We start from the raw sequence: 18,874 nt of genomic DNA, 5'->3' as shown, positions 1-18,874 counted from the left end.
CCTCTCTTCGGGGTCTGCCGCCGCCAACCAGCGTAGCCGCGTGGATCAGCCCTTCAACGGGCGAGCACCCAGCTCGTCGGCGAGGAGCTTGAGCACGACGGCCTCGGGATCGAGCCGCTCGGCGCCCTCCTCGGACGGCAGGGCCGCCTCGGCGAGCATCTCCTCCTCGTCGACGGGTTCCGGCGGGAGGGGGTCGTCGGGCTCGGGCGGCTCCGGGGGCGGCGGCACGTCGTCCACCGGTGGGCGGGGCGCCTGCCGGGTCGGCTGCTCGGGGGCGCGCTGCGCCTGGGCCTGGCTGGGCCTGCTCGGCGCGGGCCGCTGGGGCTTCGCCGCCGCCGGCCGGGCGGGCGCGGCGGCTGCCGGGGCGTCGCCGTGGACGCACCGCACCTGCCACGTGCCCCCCAGGACCTGCGCGAACGCGGCGGCGATGGTCTCGGCGTTGCGCGGCTCGGCGAGCCGGCGGGCCAGCGGCGCGGAGGTGTGCGCCAGGGTGACGGTGGTGCCGTCGACCTCGGCGACCGTGGCGTTGGTCAGCATCGCCTCGGTGCTCCGGCTGGCGTTCCGGACCACGCCCAGCAGCTCGGACCAGCGCCGCCGGACCTCGACCGCGTCGATGCCGCCGGCGTGAGGACCGGCCGCCGCCGGTTCGGGCGCGGGCGCGGCGGGCGGGGGCGACACCTCGACCGGCCGGGAGGGCGCGGGGTCGGGACGCGCCGGGGCCTGCTGCATCGCCGCGGACCGCAGCACGGGCGGCGGGGGCGGCGGACCTGCGGGGGCCTGGGCAGCGGAGGTGTGGGCAGCGGGGGTGTGGGCAGCAGGGACCTGCGCCGCCGGAGCCTGCGCGGAGGGCTGCGTGGCCGGGACCTGGGGGGGCGGGGTCTGGGCGGTCGGGGGCGCTGCGACGGCCTGGGGGGCCGGGGCGGGCTCCGCCGGTCGCTGCGACGGGCGCTGGAAGCGGGGCTCGACCGGCGGACCGCCGGCCTGGGCGCCACCCGCACCGGCGGGCGGGCCGTGGCGCTCCAGCTGTTCCAGCCGCTGGAGCAGGCCCGACTCGGCGTCGCCCACGGACGGCAGCAGCATCCGGGCCGCCACCAGTTCGAGCACCAGCCTGGGCGCGGTCGAGCCGCGCATGTCGGTGAGGCCCGTGTGCAGGACCTCCGCCCACCGCGTCACGGTCGCCGGGCGGGTCGCGTCGCGCTGGGCCGTCATCGTGGCGATCTCGTCGTCCGGCGCGTTCACCAGGCCGCGTGACGCCGCGTCCGGCACGGCGTGCAGCAGCACGAGGTCGCGCAGGCGGTCGAGCAGGTCGGAGGCGAACCGGCGCGGGTCGTGCCCGGCGTCGACGAGCCGGTCGATGGTGCCGAACACGGCCGAGCCGTCGCCGGCGGCCAGGCCGTCGACCACCTCGTCGATCAGCGCGACGTCCGTCACACCGAGCAGCGCGATGGCCCGGTCGTACCGCACGCCCTCGGGACCGGCGCCGGACAGCAGCTGGTCCATCACCGACTGGGTGTCGCGCGCGGACCCGCCGCCCGCCCGGATGACCAGCGGGAACACCGACGGGTCGACGGTCACGCCCTCGGCCGCGCAGTTGCGCTCCAGCAGCGCCCGCATCGCGCTCGGCGGGATCAGCCGGAACGGGTAGTGGTGCGTGCGCGAGCGGATGGTGGGCAGCACCTTGTCCGGCTCGGTGGTGGCGAAGATGAAGATCAGGTGCTCGGGCGGCTCTTCGACGATCTTCAGCAGGGCGTTGAAGCCCTGCGTGGTGACCATGTGCGCCTCGTCGATGATGAACACCCGGTAGCGGGACTCGGCGGGCGCGTAGAACGCCTTGTCGCGCAGCTCGCGGGTGTCCTCGACACCGCCGTGGCTGGCCGCGTCGAGCTCCACCACGTCGACGCTGCCGTGGCCGTTGGGCGCGAGGCCGACGCACGAGTTGCACTCGCCGCACGGGTCGGGGGTCGGCCCCTCCACGCAGTTCAGCGAGCGGGCGAGGATGCGGGCGCTGGACGTCTTGCCGCACCCGCGCGGCCCGGAGAACAGGTACGCGTGGTTGATCCGCCCGGCTCCGAGCGCGATGCGCAACGGGTCGGTGACGTGTTCCTGCCCGACCACCTCGCCGAAGGTGGCCGGTCGGTACTTGCGGTAGAGGGCGAGCGCCACGCCGGGGACCTTACCGGGAGGGTCCGACAAAAGAAGGGGACCCCGTGCACCCACCAGAGCCCGCTTATCCTTGCTGCCTTCCGGCCCTGGGGAGGTTCGCGAGATGTGTGCCGCACGAGGTCCGCAGCCAGTGTAGCCGGTCCGCCGGACGCCCCGTCGACCCGCCCGGCGGACTCTTCACCGGAACCTCCCGCACTCGGTGGAGAGGAACACGAGAACGGCTCCGGCCCTCGCCGGCTACGACCACTCGTCCGGACCCGTCGGCTCCAGCGGACCCCGACCCGCGGCGACAAGGTCGGCCACACGCCCGGCGCGCCCCCCGTCCACAACGGGTGGGCGGCGAGCACGGACTTCGGCCCGAACGACCGGGGTTGTCTCCGGATCGAGTCGCATCGGGGGTTACGACTCGTGGTGAAGACCGCTCTGGCGGTGGTGGCGGTCGCGCTGGTCGCGACCGCCACCCCGCCCGGGCCGGCCGACGGCACCGTCGGCCGGACGTTCCTCGTGGAAGGACCGAAGAAGGGGAACTACGTCCACGGCTTCGCCCACGGCCGGGTCGTCGACGGCTGGTTCCGCCGAGCCTCAGAGCCCCAGCTTCTGCGCGAACAGCGGCACGGCCTTGTCCAGCGCGTAGGCCGTGCCCAGGGCCGACCCGCTGGAGAAGGCGTTGACCAGGTCCTCGTCATCGAGCACCAGGGCGTTCGGCGGGACCAGCGGGTTGGCCCTGAGCGCGCTCGCGTCGCCGCCGATGGGGAACAGCACGGTCAGGTCGGCGTTCAGCAGGTCGAGCCGCTCGGCCGAGATGTCCACGTAGAACGTGCCGGACGCCAGCGCCTCGACCTCGGCGCGCGGCGTGAAGCCGACGGCCTTCATGAAGTCGGTGCGCGAGTCGCCGGAGACGTACGCGCCGAACTTGCCGTCGAAGAACGCGCCGACCACGGTGGACCTGCCGTCGAACTTCTTGTTCTCGGCGAACTTCGCGTCCAGGTCCTTGATGATCTTCTCACCCTCGGGGACCTTGCCGAGCGCCTTGGCGACCAGCTCGACCTGCTGCTTCCAGGTCGTGCCGTACGGGATCACGTCCTTGGGCGCACCGATCGTGGGCGCGATCCGGGACAGCGTCTCGTGCTTCTTCTCGTCGTTGTCCGAGCGCGTGTTGAGGATCAGGTCGGGCTGGAGGGCGGCCACGGCCTCGTAGTCGACCTCGGTGGTGCCGAGCGGCTTCGGCGCCTCCTCGTACAGCCCGTCGGCCCACGGGCCGACGCCGTTGCCGCCGAACCCCAGCCAGTCGCTCGCGCCGACCGGCCGCACGCCGAGGGCGAGCGCCGCCTCCGCGTCGGACCAGCCCAGCGCCACGACCCGCGTCGGCGGCTCGTCGATCGTCACGGGACCGAAGCGGGTGTCGACGGTCACCGCCGCTCCCTGCTCAGCGGATTGCCCGCTCCCCGACTCGCCACCACCACCGCCACCGCAAGCGGCCAGCAGCAGTGCGGACAGGACGACCACGAAACCACGCTTCACCTTGCACCTCCTTAGGTGAGCCTAACCGAACACATCGCCCACCTATGCGCGCACGGGTCCGCGTCACCGCCGCGCGGGCGCCGAGAGGCCCGACGACCACCCGTTTTGGGGACCGCCGGTGGGCTCCGTTAGACTCGGCGACGGAGGATTCGCATAGTGGCCTAGTGCGCACGACTGGAAATCGTGTTGGGTTAACCCCCTCACGGGTTCAAATCCCGTATCCTCCGCCGCACAGAGCCCCGGCACCGTCAGGTGACCGGGGTTCTGTCGTTCCGGAGCAACCTCCACCGACCCGCGGCGCGTGTACCCAGTGATCGCACTCGATCACTGGGAGGAACCGCATGAGGATCGCCAAGACGATCGCCGCCCTCGCGCTGGCCGCCGCGGGCGTGCTCACCGGGAGCGCCGCCGCGGGCGCCGCGCCCGCGTCCGCGTGGGACCCGGACGCGCCCTACGCCGTCACCACGTGGCACTACGTCAACGAGAGGTCGTGCCCGTCGTCGGCGTGCGCGTACCTGGGCACGATCCCCGCCTGGACCCGCACCATCGCCTACTGCTGGTACCAGGGCGAGCCCGTCACCGACGCCGGCATCACGAACGACGTCTGGCTGCTGGTCAGCCTCCAGGACGGCGGCCAGAGGTGGGCGAGCGCCGTCTACTTCCAGGGCGACGCGTACGCCGGCCTCCCCGGCCACGCGGCGTGCCGGGACCACACCCTGCCCCGCCCGCAGGCGGCCTGACCGGACGACGAGGCCCCCCGGACACGCCGTCCGGGGGGCCTCTCGTCGGCGGTGCGCTACGGCTTGGGCAGGTACTCCAGGACGTCCTCCAGCAGGAAGACGACCTTGTCGACGTTCTTGTTGCCGGTGCTCGGGCGCAGCTTCACGACCTGCGGGTCGTGGTCGCTGGCCTGGTCGGCGAACTCGGCGTTGACGTGCACCACGTCGTAGCGGTACCGGGTGATGTTCGAGCTGATCAGGATGTGGTCGAGGGTCTGCGAGTTGCCCTCGAACACGTAGCTGTACCGCTCGGCCGCCGGGAGCGTGTCCATCAGGGCGACGACCTGGCCACCGGCGGTCAGGGTCTTGACCACCGGCGAGAACTGGTAGTCGTTGATGTCGCCCGCGAGGACGATGTTGGCGCCCTTGTCGACCGCCTTCACCTGGTCCACGAACCCCTTGAGCAGCGCGGCCTGCTGGGCGCGCTGCACCTCGGAGCCGCGCACCGGCTCCTGGTAGCGGCCGTGCATCGCCTGGTCGCCGCCCTTGGAGTTGAAGTGGTTCGCGACCACGAACACGGTGCGGCCGCGGAACGTGAACTCGCCGGCCAGCGGCTTGCGGCTGCTGTCCCACGCCGGGTCGGCGGGGGCGATGCGGCCGGGCGACACCGACAGCGCGGCGCGGCCCCGCTGCTTCACCACGGACACCGGGGTCGTCGCGTCGCCGCCCGCGCGGTCCACGAAGGACACCCGCGCCGGGTTGAACAGGAACGCGACCCGGATGTTGCCGCCCGGCTCGCCGCCGTCCTGCTTGTTCGCCGGGTCGATCTGGCGCCACTGGTAGCGCGGACCGCCCGCGGCGGCGATGGCGTCGGTGAACCTCGCGAACGTCCGGTCCGCGGTGACCGTGCCGTCGTCGACCGCACCGTTGTCGTCCTGGATCTCCTCCAGCACCACCACGTCCGGGCTCGCCAGGTTCCGCACCACGGCGGCGGCCAGGCGGTCGAACTTCACCTGGTCGTTGGTGGCGGCCAGGTTCTCCACGTTGTACGTGGCCACGGTCAGCTCGTAGCCGCGCTGCGCGTCGGTCCTCTCCGGCTGGATGCCACCGGGGACGTGCTCGCCGACGGTCTTGGTGGCGAGGGTGTAGCCGCCGAAGTTGGTGTACTCGACGTTGCCGACCGTGGCACCGCGCCACACGTCGCCGACGTTGCTGGTGACCGGGGTCGCCGCACCGGGCTTGACCTTGATCCGGCCGCTGTTGGGCTGGTCGTAGCCGAGGTAGATCGTGCCGCCGCGCGCGGTCGGGTTCTGGTCCGGCAGGGTGGTGATCCACGTCTCGCCGAAGCGGTTCGTGGGACCGGTGACGCGGGCGTCGTCCACCTGGACGTACATGCCCTCGCGGGACTCGAAGTAGTCCTGGCCGTAGGTCGCCGGGTCGAGCGGGAGGGCCTCGATGCTGCCGCCGCCCGCGGTGGGCAGGTAGCCGGCCGGGGGCCTGAGCACCTCGGGGGCCGGCAGGGCGTTGCCCCTGGACCTCACGGTGACCGTGGCGTTGGTGATCTCGGTGAGCGTCTGGTTGCTGTTGCTCGCCGCGTCACCGGCCGGGCGGTACTCGGCGACCGTGCCGGAGACCAGCACGTCGTCGCCCGGTTCGACGGTCGGGGTCAGGTCGCCGGTGTAGACGAACACGCCCTCGCTGGTGCGCGGGTCGTCGTCCGGGGCGGTGTCCTGGACCCAGAAGCCGCGGTCGCCGACGGCGCGGGTGGCCGTGACGACGCCCGGGACGCCGGTCACCCTCCGACCGAGCAGCGGCGAGATCCGCGTGGTGCCCTGGACGTCGCGGATGCGCTTGTCGCCGGGCCCGGGGTCCGGGTCGGGGTCCGTGCCACCGGGGCCCTCGCCCTTGGCGTTGACCGGCGTCGGCGCGCCCACGGCGAAGTCCGCGGCGTTGTCGTCGGTGTCGGCCAGGGCGGTGCGGGCGACCGAGGTCGCGTTGCCCGGGTTGGCCGTCGGCGTGCCCTCGCGGACCACGGTGGACGTGCCGTAGCCGACCAGGTCGCGGACGCGGGTGTCGGCCGCGCAGTCGGCGGCGGTCTTGCAGGTGAGCGCGGTCGTGCCGGTGACGAGGGCGACCGTGCCCCCGGTGCCGCCCATGGCGATCGTGCCGGTGGCGTCCGGGGCGGGCAGGTCCACCGTGCCGCCGGCGCCCTTGGACTCGGCCACGAGGAACCGCCCGCCGGGTGCGATCGAGCCGGTCAGCGGCGTGACCTGCCAGGTGCTCGCGGCGCTCGCGCTCGCCGGCAGGTACTGGACGCTCCAGCCGTCCACCGCGACCGCGCTCGCGCCGCGGTTGGCCAGTTCGACGAAGTCCTGCTTCAACGTCGCCCCGGAGTTGCCGCCACCGCCGTAGACCTCGGCGATGAGGGCGTCCGGGCTGGGTGCCGCGAAGGCCGGCGCGGCGAGGGCGAGCGTCACGGCGGAGGCGGCTGTCGCCGCCAGTCCGACGCGCAGCGGAGAGGGTCTCAAGGCTTCCTCCGGGAAGTTCGGCGGGTTCGCGCATCCTCCCCGGATCGAGTGAACAGCGAAAGACACCGTGACTAACGGTTAACCCATGACCCTTCACTCGAACGTGTGTTCGACCGTAGGGTAGGGTTCTCGACGTGCCACCGGTGGCCCTCCCAGCGCCGGCCGGCACGCCGCACACGACAGGGGCGCCGCACCGAGGTCTGACGAGGCCGACGTTCGGCGCCCCTGTGCGTTCAGGCGACCTCCGCGCTCGCCCCATCCCACCGCACCGGTCCGCGCCCCCGACGAGCCGCCCGCTCGGCCGCCTCGACGGGCCTCCGTTCGGCGCAACACCGAGGTGGGGTACACCGGGCGGGCGATGTCGGCGATCCCGGCCACGCTGGGTGCGGGAGCGCACGGGTCACCCGAGATCGGCCGGGAGCTTGATGTTCCGGCCCAGCCGGACGACGGAGCCGTCCCCCTCGAACCCCGGTGGCGCGGTGGGCGCGAACCGCAGTTCGGCGTTCCGCACGGCCTTCGCGCGCTGGAGGGCCATCCGACGCCCCACGTCGCGCATCCCGGCGAGCGCGCCCGACCGGGTGGTCTGGTCGGCGTGCTGCCGGTACAGCCACGTCACCGTCCGCTCGTTCCACCCCGCGCCGAGTTCGGACAGGGCCGCGAACGTCACCAGGTCGTCGTCCAGGGGCGCCCCGGCCCACCCCCCGAGCGCGCGGAGCGAGTCGGTCCGCATGAGCAGACCCGCGCAGTGCACGGGCCAGTTGCCCCCGTGCTCCTCGGCCCACCTGTTGACCGCCCCCGCCTCGACGAGGCCGAACGGCAGCGCCGATTCCCAGCTCCGGCGGGTCCCGTCCCGCAACAGGTCGTCGGCCGCGCCGACCGCCCAGTGGATGTCGTTGCGCAGGAAGCGGCCCAGCAGGAGGGCCAGCGCGCCGGGCAGCAGGACGTCGTCGTGGTCGAGCACCTGGACGAGCTGCCCCGAGGCCCGGCTGAGGGCGAGGTTGCGCGTCAGGCTGATGCCGAGCTGCGCGTCGTGGGCCTCGTAGCGCACGAAGTCGTGACCCGCGAGGACCGGGCCGAGCGACGGGCCGACCCCGTCCTCCTGGACGACCCACTCCAGTCGCCACCCCGCCGGCAGCTCCTGCGCCGCGACGCTCGCGGCGGTCTCCCGCAGGAACCCCGCCTTGGGCGCGTACGCGGCGGTGATGATCGACACGGTCGGCATCGGGACTCCCCCGGCTGATTTCTGAGGCGCGGACTGGGACGAGATGACGAGAGCCCCGGTTGCCGTGATCGGCAACCGGGGCTCTCACCTGCGGTGGCGGTGGGATTTGAACCCACGGAGGCTTTCACCTCACACGCTTTCGAGGTCTGCGACCATCCGTCCGCCACCATCCCTCAGGATTCGTGTCCGCAGGTCAGAGCCTAGTAGTACGTGATCCACGGAGCTTAGCGAACGGCGCTGAACAGAGCTGGACGCACGACAACCGAGACGACCCGTCATGACTTCTGTCCACCATGGACGGCGGGTCCGCTGGAACCGGTCACCGGTCGCCCCACCTGCGACCCGCCGCTCGCTACCTCTTCTCGGCCCACGAGTTGGTCGCAGGGTTCCCGCAGGTGGCCACCGAGACGCGACCCGGACCTTGGAGGACCCACGGGCCGTAGTGCCTGTTCCCGTCGGGACACACGTTCACCGCGCGGAACTCGGTGCCGGGCGCGGCCGCCGTGCAGCGCCACGTCCACGTCGCCCCTTGCCAACTGGGGGTACCGTCGCAGGCCGCCATCACAGACACGTCGTCGGCCACCACCGACGCCGAAGCAGTTCCGGCACCCAGCAGTGCCGCAGCCGCGACAAGCGGAAGCACGGTCAACGAAGCTAAACGAGCCATCACTGTTCCCCATTTCAGCGCCCACACCGCGCGGGCAGCAGTAACCACTTTCCACTATTTGCACGCTAAACCTAGGAATCCGAACGATCTCCACCCAATCGGCCCAGCCGGTTACGGAAGTTTGCAACGGACGGTAGAACCGCGTCTCGGCAACTGCGACAACTGCGGCAACCATGCAGGTCAGAGGGTCACCTTTGATCGCGGGTTACCGATCCCGATCGACAACCCGCTCCTTAAAGCATCTTGATCTTCCCGAGCAGACAACTTCCGGACGGATTTACAGACTCATACCATCATGCGCCCTGACCTGCACTTATCCCCGATGGACAGGGACGCAGGTCCAACGGGGAATCTTCGATCCACGAGGGCGGTGACGGCTACCGGCACGGTCGCGTCACGGTCGACACCAAGGACGACGGCAAGCCGGACCTGCGGCACGTGCAGGCCAAGACCCGCGCGGAGGTCGCGCGGAAGGTCGCCGAGCTCGAACAGGAGCGGGACGCGGGCAAGGTGCGCAAGACCGGCAAGGCGTGGACCGTGGAGAAGTGGCTTACCCACTGGCTGGGGAACATCGTGGCTCCACCCGCGATCTCCGAGAACGCGTTCAGCGCCCACGAGGTGGCGGTGCGGGTCCACCTCGTCCCCGGTATCGGCGAGCACCGGATCGACAAGCTCGAACCGGAGCACCTGGAGAAGCTGTGCCGGAAGATGATGAACGAGGGCGCGAAGTCCGGACGGGTCCACCAGGTGCACGGCACCATTCGCGCGGCACTGAACATCGCGGTACGCCGGAAGCACATCACCGAGAACCCGGCGACGCTGGCCCGCGCTCCCAAGCTCGAAGAGTTGGAAGTCGAACCGTACACCGTGGACGAGGTGAAACGCCTGTTGGAGGCCGCACAGGAAGGACGCAATAGCGCCCGGCGGGCAATCGCGCTCGCACTCGGTTTGCGCCAGGGTGAAGCGCCGGGGCTGCGGTGGGCAGATGTCGATTTGGAAATCGGTACGTTGAGCGTGCGCCGCAGTCGGTTGCGGCCGAAGTGGAAGCACGGGTGTACCGATCCCCGCGGCCGGAAGTTCGGCGGTCACTGCCCGGCCCGGATCGCCACGCGCCCGGAGACGGCCGGGACGAAGTCCGAGGCGGGGACGCGCGGCATCGGGCTGCCCGATGAGCTGGTAACGCTGCTCACGCTGCACAAGGCCATCCGGGACCGGGAGCGGAAGACGGCCGGGCAGTTCTGGAACGAGAGCGGCTACGTGTTCACCTCGCCGACCGGGGCCGCGCTCAACCCGCGTACGGACTGGACCGAGTGGAAGCGGCTGTTGGACGCGGCCAAGGTGCCGGACGGCCGGTTGCACGACGCGCGCCACACGGCCGCGACGGTGCTGCTGCTGCTCGGGTCCCCGACCGGACGGTGATGGGCATCATGGGCTGGTCGAACACCGCGATGGCCGCGCGCTACCAGCACATCACCGCCGCCATCCGCCGGGCCGTGGCCCAGCGGGTCGGAGGACTGCTCCGGAAGCCCTCAGATGCCGCAGGAGGGACCAGCGGGCCGGACGCCGACGAGGGAGCCGCCGGGGTGGCCGTACCGGCCTAGCGGCCACAACTGGGACGAGAACTGAGACGAGATGACGAGAGCCCCTGTCGCGTTGATCAGCGACAGGGGCTCTCACCTGCGGTGGCGGTGGGATTTGAACCCACGGAGGCTTTCACCTCACACGCTTTCGAGGCGTGCTCCTTCGGCCGCTCGGACACGCCACCGCCGAGAACAATACAAGACCGGGGACCACGCCCCAAACAGGGGGTGCACAACCGTCCGACCTGCGACGACGGCTCACAGGTCGGCGAAGAAGGACTCCATCAGGGCGGCGCACCGCGCCTCCAGGACACCGCCGACCACCTCGGGGCGGTGGTTGAGGCGGCGGTCGCGGACGACGTCCCACAGGGAGCCGACCGCGCCCGTGCGGGGCTCCCAGGCGCCGAAGACGACCCTCGACACCCGCGCCAGGACCAGCGCGCCCGCGCACATCGTGCACGGCTCGACGGTCACGGCCAGGGTGCAGCCGGTCAGGCGCCAGCCGTCGCCGAAGACGGCGGCGGCGGCGCGCAGGGCCAGCACCTCGGCGTGCGCGGTGGGGTCGCCCAGGGCTTCGCGGGCGTTGCAGGCCCTGGCCAGTTCGCGGCCGTCCGGGCCGTAGACCACGGCGCCGATGGGGATGTCGCCCGTCGCGGGCGCCTCGGCGGCCACGGCCAGGGCGGCCTCGACCACGACCTCGTCGGACGGCGCGTGCGCGGTCACGCCTGGATGGTGTCCAGGACCTTGGTGAACTCGTCACCGAAGCCGCAGCGCTGCGCGATCATCTGCAACTGCTCGTCCGGGTAGAGGTCCACCTCGTCCACGATCACCTGGAGTTCGTGCTGCGGCATCCCGAGGTCGGCCAGCACCGCGAGGTCGCCCTCCGGCCACAGCTCCTCGTCCTCCTCGTCCGGCGGGTCGACCCGCAGGAGGTCCAGGACGTCCGCGGCGATGTCGTAGTCCAGGGCCGCGGCGGCGTCCGACAGGAGCAGCGAGACGCCCCCGGGGACGGGGCGCAGGACGATGAAGAACTCGTCGTCCACGGCGAGCAGCCCGAAGACGGCGCCGGTCGAGCGCAGTTGGCGCAGTTCGGTGATCGCCGCGTCGAGCTCCGACAGCGCGGAGCTGTCCATCCTGCTGCACCGCCAGCGGCCGTCCTCCCGGACAACCGCGACAGCGAAGCCGTTGACCGGCTCCTGGTGTGCCATGTGCACACCGTAGGGCCAGGCGCACGCACCCGGTAGCACGGGGGCCTCGGCCACGGGCAGCGGGGTTGGCGCGATGCCACTATCGAGGGATGAGCACAACTCCGCCCGACGTCAAGACGACCGCTCCCGAGCCCCGGTTCACCGGGCTGGTGGAGGCCGCGCGCTCCTTGCAGCCGAGGACGGTGGCGTTGCGGCGGCAGGTGCACCGGCACCCGGAGCAGGGCCTCGACCTGCCCGTGACCCAGGCGGCGGTGCGGCACGCGCTGGCCGGCCTGCCGCTGGAGGTGACCACGGGCCGGGCCGGCAGCTCGGTCACCGCGGTGCTGCGCGGCGCCCGGCCCGGCCCGACGGTGCTGCTGCGCGCCGACATGGACGCGCTGCCCCTGCGGGAGGAGACCGGCCTGGCGTACGCCTCCGAGGTCGACGGCACCATGCACGCCTGCGGGCACGACACCCACGTGGCGATGCTGACCTCCGCCGCGCGGCTGCTGGCCTCGCGCCGCGACGCGCTCGCCGGGCAGGTCGTGTTCATGTTCCAGCCCGGCGAGGAGGGGCACCACGGCGCGCGGCACATGCTCGACGAGGGCGTGCTGGACGCCGCGGGCACGCGGGTGGAGAAGGCGTTCGCCCTGCACATCAGCTCGACGCTGCAGTCCGGCGTGGTCGTCTCCCGCCCCGGCCCGACGATGGCCTCGGCGGACACCTTCCACGTCACCGTGACCGGGCAGGGCGGGCACGGCGGCATGCCGCACGACGCGGTCGACCCCGTGCCGCCCGCCGCCGCGCTGGTCGGCGCGCTCCAGTCGCTCGTCGCCCGGAGGATCAGCGTGCACCGGCCGGCCGTGGTCTCGGTGACCCGGATCGTCGCGGGCACGACCACCAACATCATCCCGGAGTCCGCGCTGGTCGAGGGCACGATCCGGACGCTGTCGGAGGACACCCGGGCGTTCGTGCGCCGCGAGCTGCCGAAGCTGGCCGAGCACGTGGCCGCCGCGCACGGCTGCACGGCCGAGGTGACGATCGTGCCCGGCTACCCGGTCACGGTGAACGACGCCGAGGCGGGCCCGCACGTCCTGGACGTCGCGGCGGCGGCCCTCGGCACGCGCTGGGCCGCGCACATGGAGGACCCGCTGATGGGCGCGGAGGACTTCTCCTACGTCCTCCAGGAGGTGCCGGGGGCCATCTCGTTCCTGGGCGCCTGCCCGCGCGGGGTCGAGCTGGAGCACGCGGAGGCCAACCACTCCAGCCGGGTCCTGTTCGACGAGGCGGCCATGGAGCACGGGGTCGTCGTGTACGCGGCGCTGGCGCTCGACGCGCTCCGCTAGGAGCGAGCGCGGGAACGGGGACGGGGCGGGTGCGGTCGGGTCCGTGGTGTCCACGGTCCCGACCGTGCCGGCGGGCGGCGGGGCGCGCCGCGGTCGGCGGGCGACCTGTGGACAACCGGACCGGCTGTGGACGGGCGGATCGCCGGCAGGATGGGCGCCGTGCGAGACGTGTGCGTGGTCGGGCTCGGCTTGATCGGTGGTTCGGTGCTGCGCGCGGCAGCCGCCGCGGGACGCGTGACCTGGGGCGCGACCGCGTCGCAAGCCGATGCGGTGGCCGCGCGGGCCGACGGGTTCGACGTCGTCGGGGTGGACGCGGCACTCGAACGCGCGCGCGCACAGGACGCGCTCGTCGTCGTCGCCGTTCCGCTGCCGGCAGTGGAGGACGTGCTCCGGGCGCTCCCCGAGGGGGTCCGCCTCACCGACGTCGTCAGCGTCAAGGGACCGGTCGCCGACCTCGTCGCCCGGGTCGCCCCGCACGCCCGGTACGTCGGCGGCCACCCGATGGCGGGCACCAGCGCGTCCGGCTGGGCGGCGGGCGACGCCGCGCTGTTCCGGGGCGCCGCGTGGGTGGTCGCCGCCGACGACGGCGCGGACCCGGACGTGTTCGCCGACGTCACCGCGCTGGCCCTGGCCACCGGGGCGCACGTGGTGCCCGCGTCCGCCGCCGAGCACGACGCCGCCGTGGCCCGCGTCTCCCACCTGCCGCACGTGCTGGCCGCCGTGCTGGCCAGCGTCGGCGCGGACGGCGGCCCGCTGGCCCTGTCCCTGGCCGCGGGCTCGTTCGGCGACGGCACGCGCGTCGCCGGCAGCCGCCCCGAACTGGTCCGCGCGATGTGCGAGGGCAACCGGGGCGCGCTGCTCGACGCCGTGGACGACGCCCTGGGCAGGCTCGGCGCGGCCCGCGGCAGCCTGGCCTCCACCGGCGCGCTCGCCAAGACCATCGAGGCGGGTCACGCCGCGCGCCTGGCCCTCCGGGACCGGCCGGAGCCGACCACGGCGACGACCGTCGACCTGACCTCGCCCGACGCCCTGGAGGTCCTGCGCGACCTGGGCGCGCGCGGCGGTCGGGTGGTCGCGCTGGACGGCACCACCGCGCACGCCCGCACCTCGTAGGCTCGAACGGGTGGAACGCGGCAAGCTGATCGCCGTCGTCGGCGGCCTGGCGCTCGTGGTGGGCGCGGTCGTGGTGCTGCGCGTGGAACCCGCTCCCCCGACGACCGCCTTCGAACGCGTCCTGGACGACCGCGTCGAGCACCTCCCGGACGACCTGCCGCCGCGGCGCCCCACCGACCTGGTCCTCACCGCGCTGGACCGGACGAGCCTGCGGGCGACCTGGGCGGCGGGCGACCGGCCGGGCCCCGGCGGGTTCGCGGTGTCGTGGAACGGCCTGGAGCGCCTGGTCCAGGGCACCGAGACGGAGCTGGTCGGCCTCGACCCGAACACCGAGGTGGCGGTCGAGGTGCGCGCCCTGGACCGGATGGGCGGCCGTTCCGAGCCGGTCACCGCACGGGCCGTGCCGAGGTCGGCGCACGACGAGGCGTGGGCGGACGGGCTGGTCGTGCCGCTCGACGTGTTCGACGGCCCGGAGGCGCTGCACCCGCGCCGCTGGCGGGTGTTCGACGGCGGTGCCGACTGCCTCGGCCTGGGCCGGCTCAACGGCCCGCGCCTGGAGGTCACCTGCGCCACCGTCGACCTCCAGTCCAACGTGCCGCTGCGGCTCGGGACGCCGGCCGACGACGGCGCGGTGGGCCGGGTCGTGCTCACCGCGGACGGTCCGGTGGGCGAGCCCGGCGAGGACGGCGAGCTGCTGGTGGCGCTGCTGCCCGAGCCGTTCCAGGACCTCGGGCACATCGTCCCGCCCCACCCGCCCGGTTCGGTGGTCCTGCGCATCACGCCGCTCGGCGCGGAGTTCGAGGTGGGCGCGGGCGTGCCGGCGACGCGGCGGGTGGTGCCGGTCGAGGCCGCGGTCCCACCGGCCGCGCAGGGCGTCCGGCACCGCTGGGAGCTGCGCGTGCTGCCCGACGCCGTGGTGGCGCTGCGCGACGGGGAGGTGGTGGCCGCCGCCCCGGTGGCGGTGCCGTGGACCTCGGCCTCGCCGCGGTTGACGTTCCGGGAGGCGCGGCACACGCGGGTCGACTCGTTCGGCGTCGGCGGCTCGCCGGAGAGCCCGGCGCCCGCCTCCGTGGTGCTGCTCGGACCGGCCGCGCCGGAGGGCGACGCGTCGTCCCCGGGCAACGTCGCCACGCAGCGGCTGGAGCGCGCCTCGTCGGTGCGCGTGGTGGCCGCGGCGGTCGCCGCGCGGGGTGGACCGATCACGGTGGAGCTGGGCTCGCGGAGCGCTCCCGCGTCGTTCATGCCGTCCGCCCCCGGGCCCGGCGGGCACGGGCCCGCCGTCGTGTACGCCGACTTCCCGCTGCCCTGGCCCGAGCCGAACCCGCGGGTGCGGGTGCGCTCCCCCGGCGGCACGACGGTCTTCGGCGCGCACCTCGTCGTCACCGACGACGAGGGCGCGGACCGACCGCTGCCCCGGCTCGTCGACCGCGGCGCGCCCGCGCCGGAGGTGCCGAAGCCGTCGCTGTCGGTTGTGCACGAGCCCGGCCCGCCCGGTGGCACGGCCCGGGTCGTGGTCGACCTGGCCGAACCGCGGGGGCGCGAGGTGGCCGCGGTCGAGGGCCTGGAGCTGGACCTGGACGGCGAACGGGTCGTCGCGCTGCCCGTGAACGGGTCCGCGGGCGGGCGGCACGAGTTCACCGTCGACCTCGCCGGGGTGCCCAGCGGCCGGCACGAGGTGGCGGTGCGCGTGCTCCCGGTGGACCAGCGGCGTGACGTCCGATCGGCGGAGCAGGTGTTCGAGATCCGACCCCTGTAGGTCTCGGCTCCGCAACGACCTGGTGACCGCGATCACCCCGACGCCTAGCTTGACGCCATGGACCGTCGCCGGATCGCGCTCGTCGCCGCGGGTGTGGTGCTGTTCGCCGGGGTGATCGCGGTGCTGCGGACCGGCGGGGACGAGGGGTCGTCGGCCACGACGACCACGTCCGCGCCGCCCCCGACCTCGCTCGCGCCGTTCGCCGCGGAGGGCGTGCTGGTGCCCAAGGCCGGTGAGCCGCCCGCCCCGCCCGGCGCGTTGACCGTGTCGTCCGGGCCCCGGCGGTTGCAGCTGCGGTGGACCGGGGACGCGCCCGGCTACGAGGTGCGCTGGGGACAGGGGCGGACGAAGTTCGTCACCGACCTGGCGACGCAGCTCGACGGCCTGGAGAACGACGAGGAGTACCGGGTCGAGGTGCTCGCCGTGGACGCGCACGGCCGGCGCTCGGCTCCCGCGAAGTCCGTCGGCACGCCGCGCGGCACGGCGGGCGACTACGAGCTCGAGGACCGGTTCGACCAGCCGGACGCGCCCGACCCGACCCGGTGGCGGCTGGCGTCGCGCGGCGACTGCGCGCGGGCCACACCCGGTCGGGGCGACGACGGGCCGCGGCTGGTGATCAGCAACAACTGCGCCGCGTCACCGGCCACGCTGAGGTCGCGGACGCCGTTCCGGCTCGACGACGGCTCCGGGCGGCTGGTCGTGGAGACCGACGCGCCCGGTCCCGACGGCGAACTGCTGCTGGACCTCGTGCCCGGACCGGTGACCCTGGTCGGCGGGGACGTCCTGCCGCCGGGCGCGGTGCGGCTGCGCGTGGCGACCGGCAACGGCTCGACGTCCGTGCGGGTGCTCACGCCCGACGGCGCGGCGACGACGGAGGTGCGCCCCGTGGCGGCGCTGGAGGCCGGGATCAGCCACCGGTGGGAGCTGGAGCTGGGGCCCGGCGGCGCGCGGGTCGTACTGGACGGCGACGTGGTGGCGACCAGCCCGTCCGCGCCGGCGTGGACCGAGGCGACGGCGCTGGTGTCCGCGGTCGGGCCGACCGGTCAGCGGGCCGCGTTCAGCCTGATCGCGTTCGACGGGGCGCCGGCGTCGCCGCCGCCGCTGGTGCCGGGACCGGGGGTGGAGGTCGTGACCGCGCCCGACGCACCCGCGTCGGCGCCCACGTCGCCCCCGCCGCCCGGCGTGACGGGCGGCCGGCTGCGGCTGGCGGTGCTGCACACCGACGAGTCGCCGCAGGCGCCGCCGTTCACCCTGGCGGTGGGCGGCGCGGTGGTGCCGCTGCGGCCCGCCGTGGAGGGTGCGCCGTGGCGGCCGAGCGTGCCGTACCCGCTGGTCGCCGACCTGCCGGCGGAGGTGCTGGGCTCCCCGGGCGGCGAGCTGCGCGCGACGCTGGTGACCGGGCTGCGGGTGCAGGTCTCGCACGTCGACCTGGAGCTGGCGGGCACCGCGACCGGCACGCCGCCGGCCACCAGGTCGGTGCCGCCGGCCGGGTTGGAGCTCAAGCTGGCGCGCGTCACCGGGACCGTCCTCGACGCGAGCGGCCAGGTCGTGCCCGAGGGCGCGGCGGTGCGGCGCGGGCGGCTGGTGCTCGACCTGCTGCTGACGAGCCGGCCCGGTGAGCCGCTGGCCGGGATGGCCGGGTTCAGCCTGCGCGTGGACGACGAGCGGGTGGCCGTGGTGCCGACCGCCGAGGAGGGGCCGGGGATCGCCGGGAAGTACCGGTTCGCGCTGAACACGAGCGGGTTGTCCCCGGGCCCGCACATGATCGAGGTGAGGCTGTTCGGCACGTCCGCGGAGACCAGGGCGACCTCCGCGTTCGTCCCCTTCTTCCTCGGCCGGTGAGAGGATGGGCGCATGCTGCGCCCCCTGGTGCTCGACGCCGCCCGCACCCCGTTCGGCCGCTACCGCGGCGGGCTGTCCGGGGTCAGGGTCGACGACCTCGCCGCGCTGCCGATCGTCGAGCTGCTGCGGCGGCACCCCGGGCTGGACCCGGCGCGGATCGACGACGTGCTGCTGGGCAACACGAACGGGGCGGGCGAGGAGAACCGGAACGTCGGGCGGATGGCCGCGCTGCTCGCCGGGCTTCCGACGTCCGTGCCGGGTGCGACCGTCAACCGGCTGTGCGCCTCCGGCGGTGAGGCGATCGTGCAGGCCGCGCGGGCGCTGGCCCTCGGCGACGCGTCGCTGCTGGTCGCCGGCGGCGTGGAGGGCATGACGCGGGCGCCGTTCGTCGTGCCGCGGCCGGACCGGCCGTTCCCGGACCGGCTCGAACCCGTGTCCACGGTGCTCGGCTGGCGGCTGGTGAACCCGCGGATGAGGCCCGAGTGGGTCGTGCCGCTCGGGCGGGCGGCGGAGGACGTCGCCGTGTCGCTGGGCATCACGCGGGAGCGGATGGACGCGTTCGCGCTGCGGTCGCACCGGCGGGCGTCGGCGGCCTGGGACGCGGGGGTGCACGACGGGTTCGTGTTCCCGGTGCGGCTGCCGGACGACCCGCCCGTGCGGCGCGACGAGTCCGTGCGGCCGGAGACCACGGCGGACCGGCTGGCGAAGCTGAAGCCGGTGTTCTCGGAGGCCGGTCCGGTGACGGCGGGCAACTCGTCGCCGCTCGGCGACGGCGCGGCGGCCGTGCTGATGGGCACCGAGGAGGCGGCGGCGGAGCTGGGGATCGAGCCGCTGGGCGAGTTCCTGGGTTCCGCGGTGACCGCGGACGAGCCGCAGCGCTTCACCGTGGCCCCGGTGTCGGCGATCCGCAAGCTGCTGGAGCGGCTCCGGGTGGGGGCGGACGAGGTCGACCTGTGGGAGGTCAACGAGGCGTTCTCGGCGATGGCGCTGTCGGTGCTGCACCACCTGCCCGAGGTGGACCGGGAGAAGGTCAACGTGCACGGCGGGGCGATCGCGTACGGCCACCCGCTGGGCGCCTCCCTGCCGCGGGTCGTGGTCGACCTGTGCCGGCACCTGCGGGCGCGCGGCGGCGGGCTGGGCGTGGCGGCGGCGTGCGTGGGCGTGGGTCAGGCGATGGCGATCGCGGTGCGGGTGTAGATCACCTGGTCGAGGGACGGCACCGGCGGCGGG

The 18,874-nt window shown here is 74.1% G+C and carries 14 protein-coding genes, 3 tRNA genes and 1 other RNA gene; 9 read left to right on the top strand and 9 right to left on the bottom strand.

Annotated features, from left to right (window positions below):
• Window positions 1-45: 45 nt before the first annotated feature.
• The 3 genes from CKY47_RS04575 to CKY47_RS04565 form a co-directional block, all read right to left on the bottom strand.
• The gene (locus CKY47_RS04575; RefSeq protein ID WP_306744317.1) at window positions 46-2,163 is read right to left on the bottom strand and encodes a DNA polymerase III subunit gamma and tau; all 2,118 of its coding nucleotides are present in this window, start codon (window positions 2,161-2,163) and stop codon (window positions 46-48) included.
• A 31-nt stretch (window positions 2,164-2,194) separates the two neighbouring features.
• Window positions 2,195-2,289: signal recognition particle sRNA small type (ffs, locus tag CKY47_RS04570), an RNA gene on the bottom strand.
• A gap of 456 nt (window positions 2,290-2,745) precedes the next feature.
• Window positions 2,746-3,684 (bottom strand): iron-siderophore ABC transporter substrate-binding protein, encoded by a 939-nt coding sequence (locus CKY47_RS04565; RefSeq protein ID WP_306744316.1) that lies wholly within the window; start codon window positions 3,682-3,684, stop codon window positions 2,746-2,748.
• Between the two features lie 142 nt (window positions 3,685-3,826).
• Between CKY47_RS04565 and CKY47_RS04560 the strand changes: the two genes are divergently transcribed.
• Together CKY47_RS04560 and CKY47_RS04555 are read left to right on the top strand one after the other, a co-directional pair.
• A tRNA-Ser gene (locus tag CKY47_RS04560) sits at window positions 3,827-3,911 on the top strand.
• 114 nt (window positions 3,912-4,025) lie between these two features.
• Window positions 4,026-4,424 carry a hypothetical protein gene (locus CKY47_RS04555; RefSeq protein WP_306744315.1) on the top strand — a complete coding sequence of 133 codons (399 nt, stop codon included), beginning with the start codon at window positions 4,026-4,028 and terminating at the stop codon, window positions 4,422-4,424.
• 56 nt (window positions 4,425-4,480) lie between these two features.
• Here CKY47_RS04555 and CKY47_RS04550 read toward each other — a convergent pair whose 3' ends face one another.
• The 3 genes from CKY47_RS04550 to CKY47_RS04540 form a co-directional block, all read right to left on the bottom strand.
• Window positions 4,481-6,931 (bottom strand): DUF8508 domain-containing protein, encoded by a 2,451-nt coding sequence (locus CKY47_RS04550; protein ID WP_306744314.1) that lies wholly within the window; start codon window positions 6,929-6,931, stop codon window positions 4,481-4,483.
• 400 nt (window positions 6,932-7,331) lie between these two features.
• Window positions 7,332-8,153, bottom strand: coding sequence for a glycosyltransferase (locus CKY47_RS04545; RefSeq protein ID WP_306744313.1), 822 nt, complete (start codon window positions 8,151-8,153; stop codon window positions 7,332-7,334).
• 91 nt (window positions 8,154-8,244) lie between these two features.
• Window positions 8,245-8,321 (bottom strand) — tRNA-OTHER (locus tag CKY47_RS04540).
• 937 nt (window positions 8,322-9,258) lie between these two features.
• On the opposite strand from CKY47_RS04540, the gene CKY47_RS04535 reads away from it, so the two are divergent.
• Both CKY47_RS04535 and CKY47_RS04530 read left to right on the top strand, forming a co-directional pair.
• Window positions 9,259-10,239, top strand: coding sequence for a tyrosine-type recombinase/integrase (locus CKY47_RS04535; protein ID WP_306744312.1), 981 nt, complete (start codon window positions 9,259-9,261; stop codon window positions 10,237-10,239).
• 8 nt (window positions 10,240-10,247) lie between these two features.
• Window positions 10,248-10,421: a hypothetical protein gene (locus CKY47_RS04530; RefSeq protein ID WP_306744311.1), complete on the top strand. Its 174-nt coding sequence runs from the start codon at window positions 10,248-10,250 to the stop codon at window positions 10,419-10,421.
• 79 nt (window positions 10,422-10,500) lie between these two features.
• On the opposite strand, the gene CKY47_RS04525 is transcribed toward CKY47_RS04530, so the two are convergent.
• From CKY47_RS04525 to CKY47_RS04515, 3 genes are all read right to left on the bottom strand, one after another.
• Window positions 10,501-10,585, bottom strand: a tRNA-Ser gene (locus CKY47_RS04525).
• Between the two features lie 73 nt (window positions 10,586-10,658).
• Window positions 10,659-11,123 (bottom strand): nucleoside deaminase, encoded by a 465-nt coding sequence (locus CKY47_RS04520; RefSeq protein WP_371320608.1) that lies wholly within the window; start codon window positions 11,121-11,123, stop codon window positions 10,659-10,661.
• Entirely contained in the window at window positions 11,120-11,608 is a 489-nt protein-coding gene (locus tag CKY47_RS04515; protein ID WP_306744310.1) for a tRNA adenosine deaminase-associated protein, read from the bottom strand. Before CKY47_RS04515 ends, CKY47_RS04520 begins: the two co-directional genes overlap by 4 nt.
• Window positions 11,609-11,697: 89 nt before the next feature.
• Between CKY47_RS04515 and CKY47_RS04510 the strand changes: the two genes are divergently transcribed.
• From CKY47_RS04510 to CKY47_RS04490, 5 genes are all read left to right on the top strand, one after another.
• Complete coding sequence (locus CKY47_RS04510) at window positions 11,698-12,933, top strand: M20 metallopeptidase family protein (protein ID WP_306744309.1); 1,236 nt, start codon at window positions 11,698-11,700, stop codon at window positions 12,931-12,933.
• Between the two features lie 159 nt (window positions 12,934-13,092).
• Window positions 13,093-14,046, top strand: coding sequence for a prephenate dehydrogenase (locus CKY47_RS04505; RefSeq protein ID WP_306744546.1), 954 nt, complete (start codon window positions 13,093-13,095; stop codon window positions 14,044-14,046).
• A gap of 10 nt (window positions 14,047-14,056) precedes the next feature.
• Complete coding sequence (locus CKY47_RS04500; protein ID WP_306744308.1) at window positions 14,057-15,802, top strand: fibronectin type III domain-containing protein; 1,746 nt, start codon at window positions 14,057-14,059, stop codon at window positions 15,800-15,802.
• Between the two features lie 57 nt (window positions 15,803-15,859).
• Window positions 15,860-17,644: a fibronectin type III domain-containing protein gene (locus CKY47_RS04495; protein WP_306744307.1), complete on the top strand. Its 1,785-nt coding sequence runs from the start codon at window positions 15,860-15,862 to the stop codon at window positions 17,642-17,644.
• A 12-nt stretch (window positions 17,645-17,656) separates the two neighbouring features.
• Window positions 17,657-18,841, top strand: coding sequence for a thiolase family protein (locus CKY47_RS04490; protein ID WP_306744306.1), 1,185 nt, complete (start codon window positions 17,657-17,659; stop codon window positions 18,839-18,841).
• Window positions 18,842-18,874: the final 33 nt, after the last annotated feature.

Origin of the sequence: Saccharothrix longispora, assembly GCF_030852425.1 — a bacterium.
Classification (GTDB): domain Bacteria; phylum Actinomycetota; class Actinomycetes; order Mycobacteriales; family Pseudonocardiaceae; genus Actinosynnema; species Actinosynnema longispora.
Note: the sequence above shows the minus strand (reverse complement) of the source record. Positions and strands in the feature narration are given on the sequence as shown.

Excerpts from the sequence above, each read along its gene's own strand:
- CKY47_RS04495 (WP_306744307.1), top strand. The coding sequence starts at position 15,860 with ATGGACCGTCGCCGGATCGCGCTCGTCGCCGCGGGTGTGGTGCTGTTC.
- CKY47_RS04490 (WP_306744306.1), top strand. The coding sequence starts at position 17,657 with ATGCTGCGCCCCCTGGTGCTCGACGCCGCCCGCACCCCGTTCGGCCGC.
- CKY47_RS04530 (WP_306744311.1), top strand. The coding sequence starts at position 10,248 with ATGGGCTGGTCGAACACCGCGATGGCCGCGCGCTACCAGCACATCACC.
- CKY47_RS04510 (WP_306744309.1), top strand. The coding sequence starts at position 11,698 with ATGAGCACAACTCCGCCCGACGTCAAGACGACCGCTCCCGAGCCCCGG.
- CKY47_RS04515 (WP_306744310.1), bottom strand. The coding sequence starts at position 11,608 with ATGGCACACCAGGAGCCGGTCAACGGCTTCGCTGTCGCGGTTGTCCGG.
- CKY47_RS04555 (WP_306744315.1), top strand. The coding sequence starts at position 4,026 with ATGAGGATCGCCAAGACGATCGCCGCCCTCGCGCTGGCCGCCGCGGGC.
- CKY47_RS04545 (WP_306744313.1), bottom strand. The coding sequence starts at position 8,153 with ATGCCGACCGTGTCGATCATCACCGCCGCGTACGCGCCCAAGGCGGGG.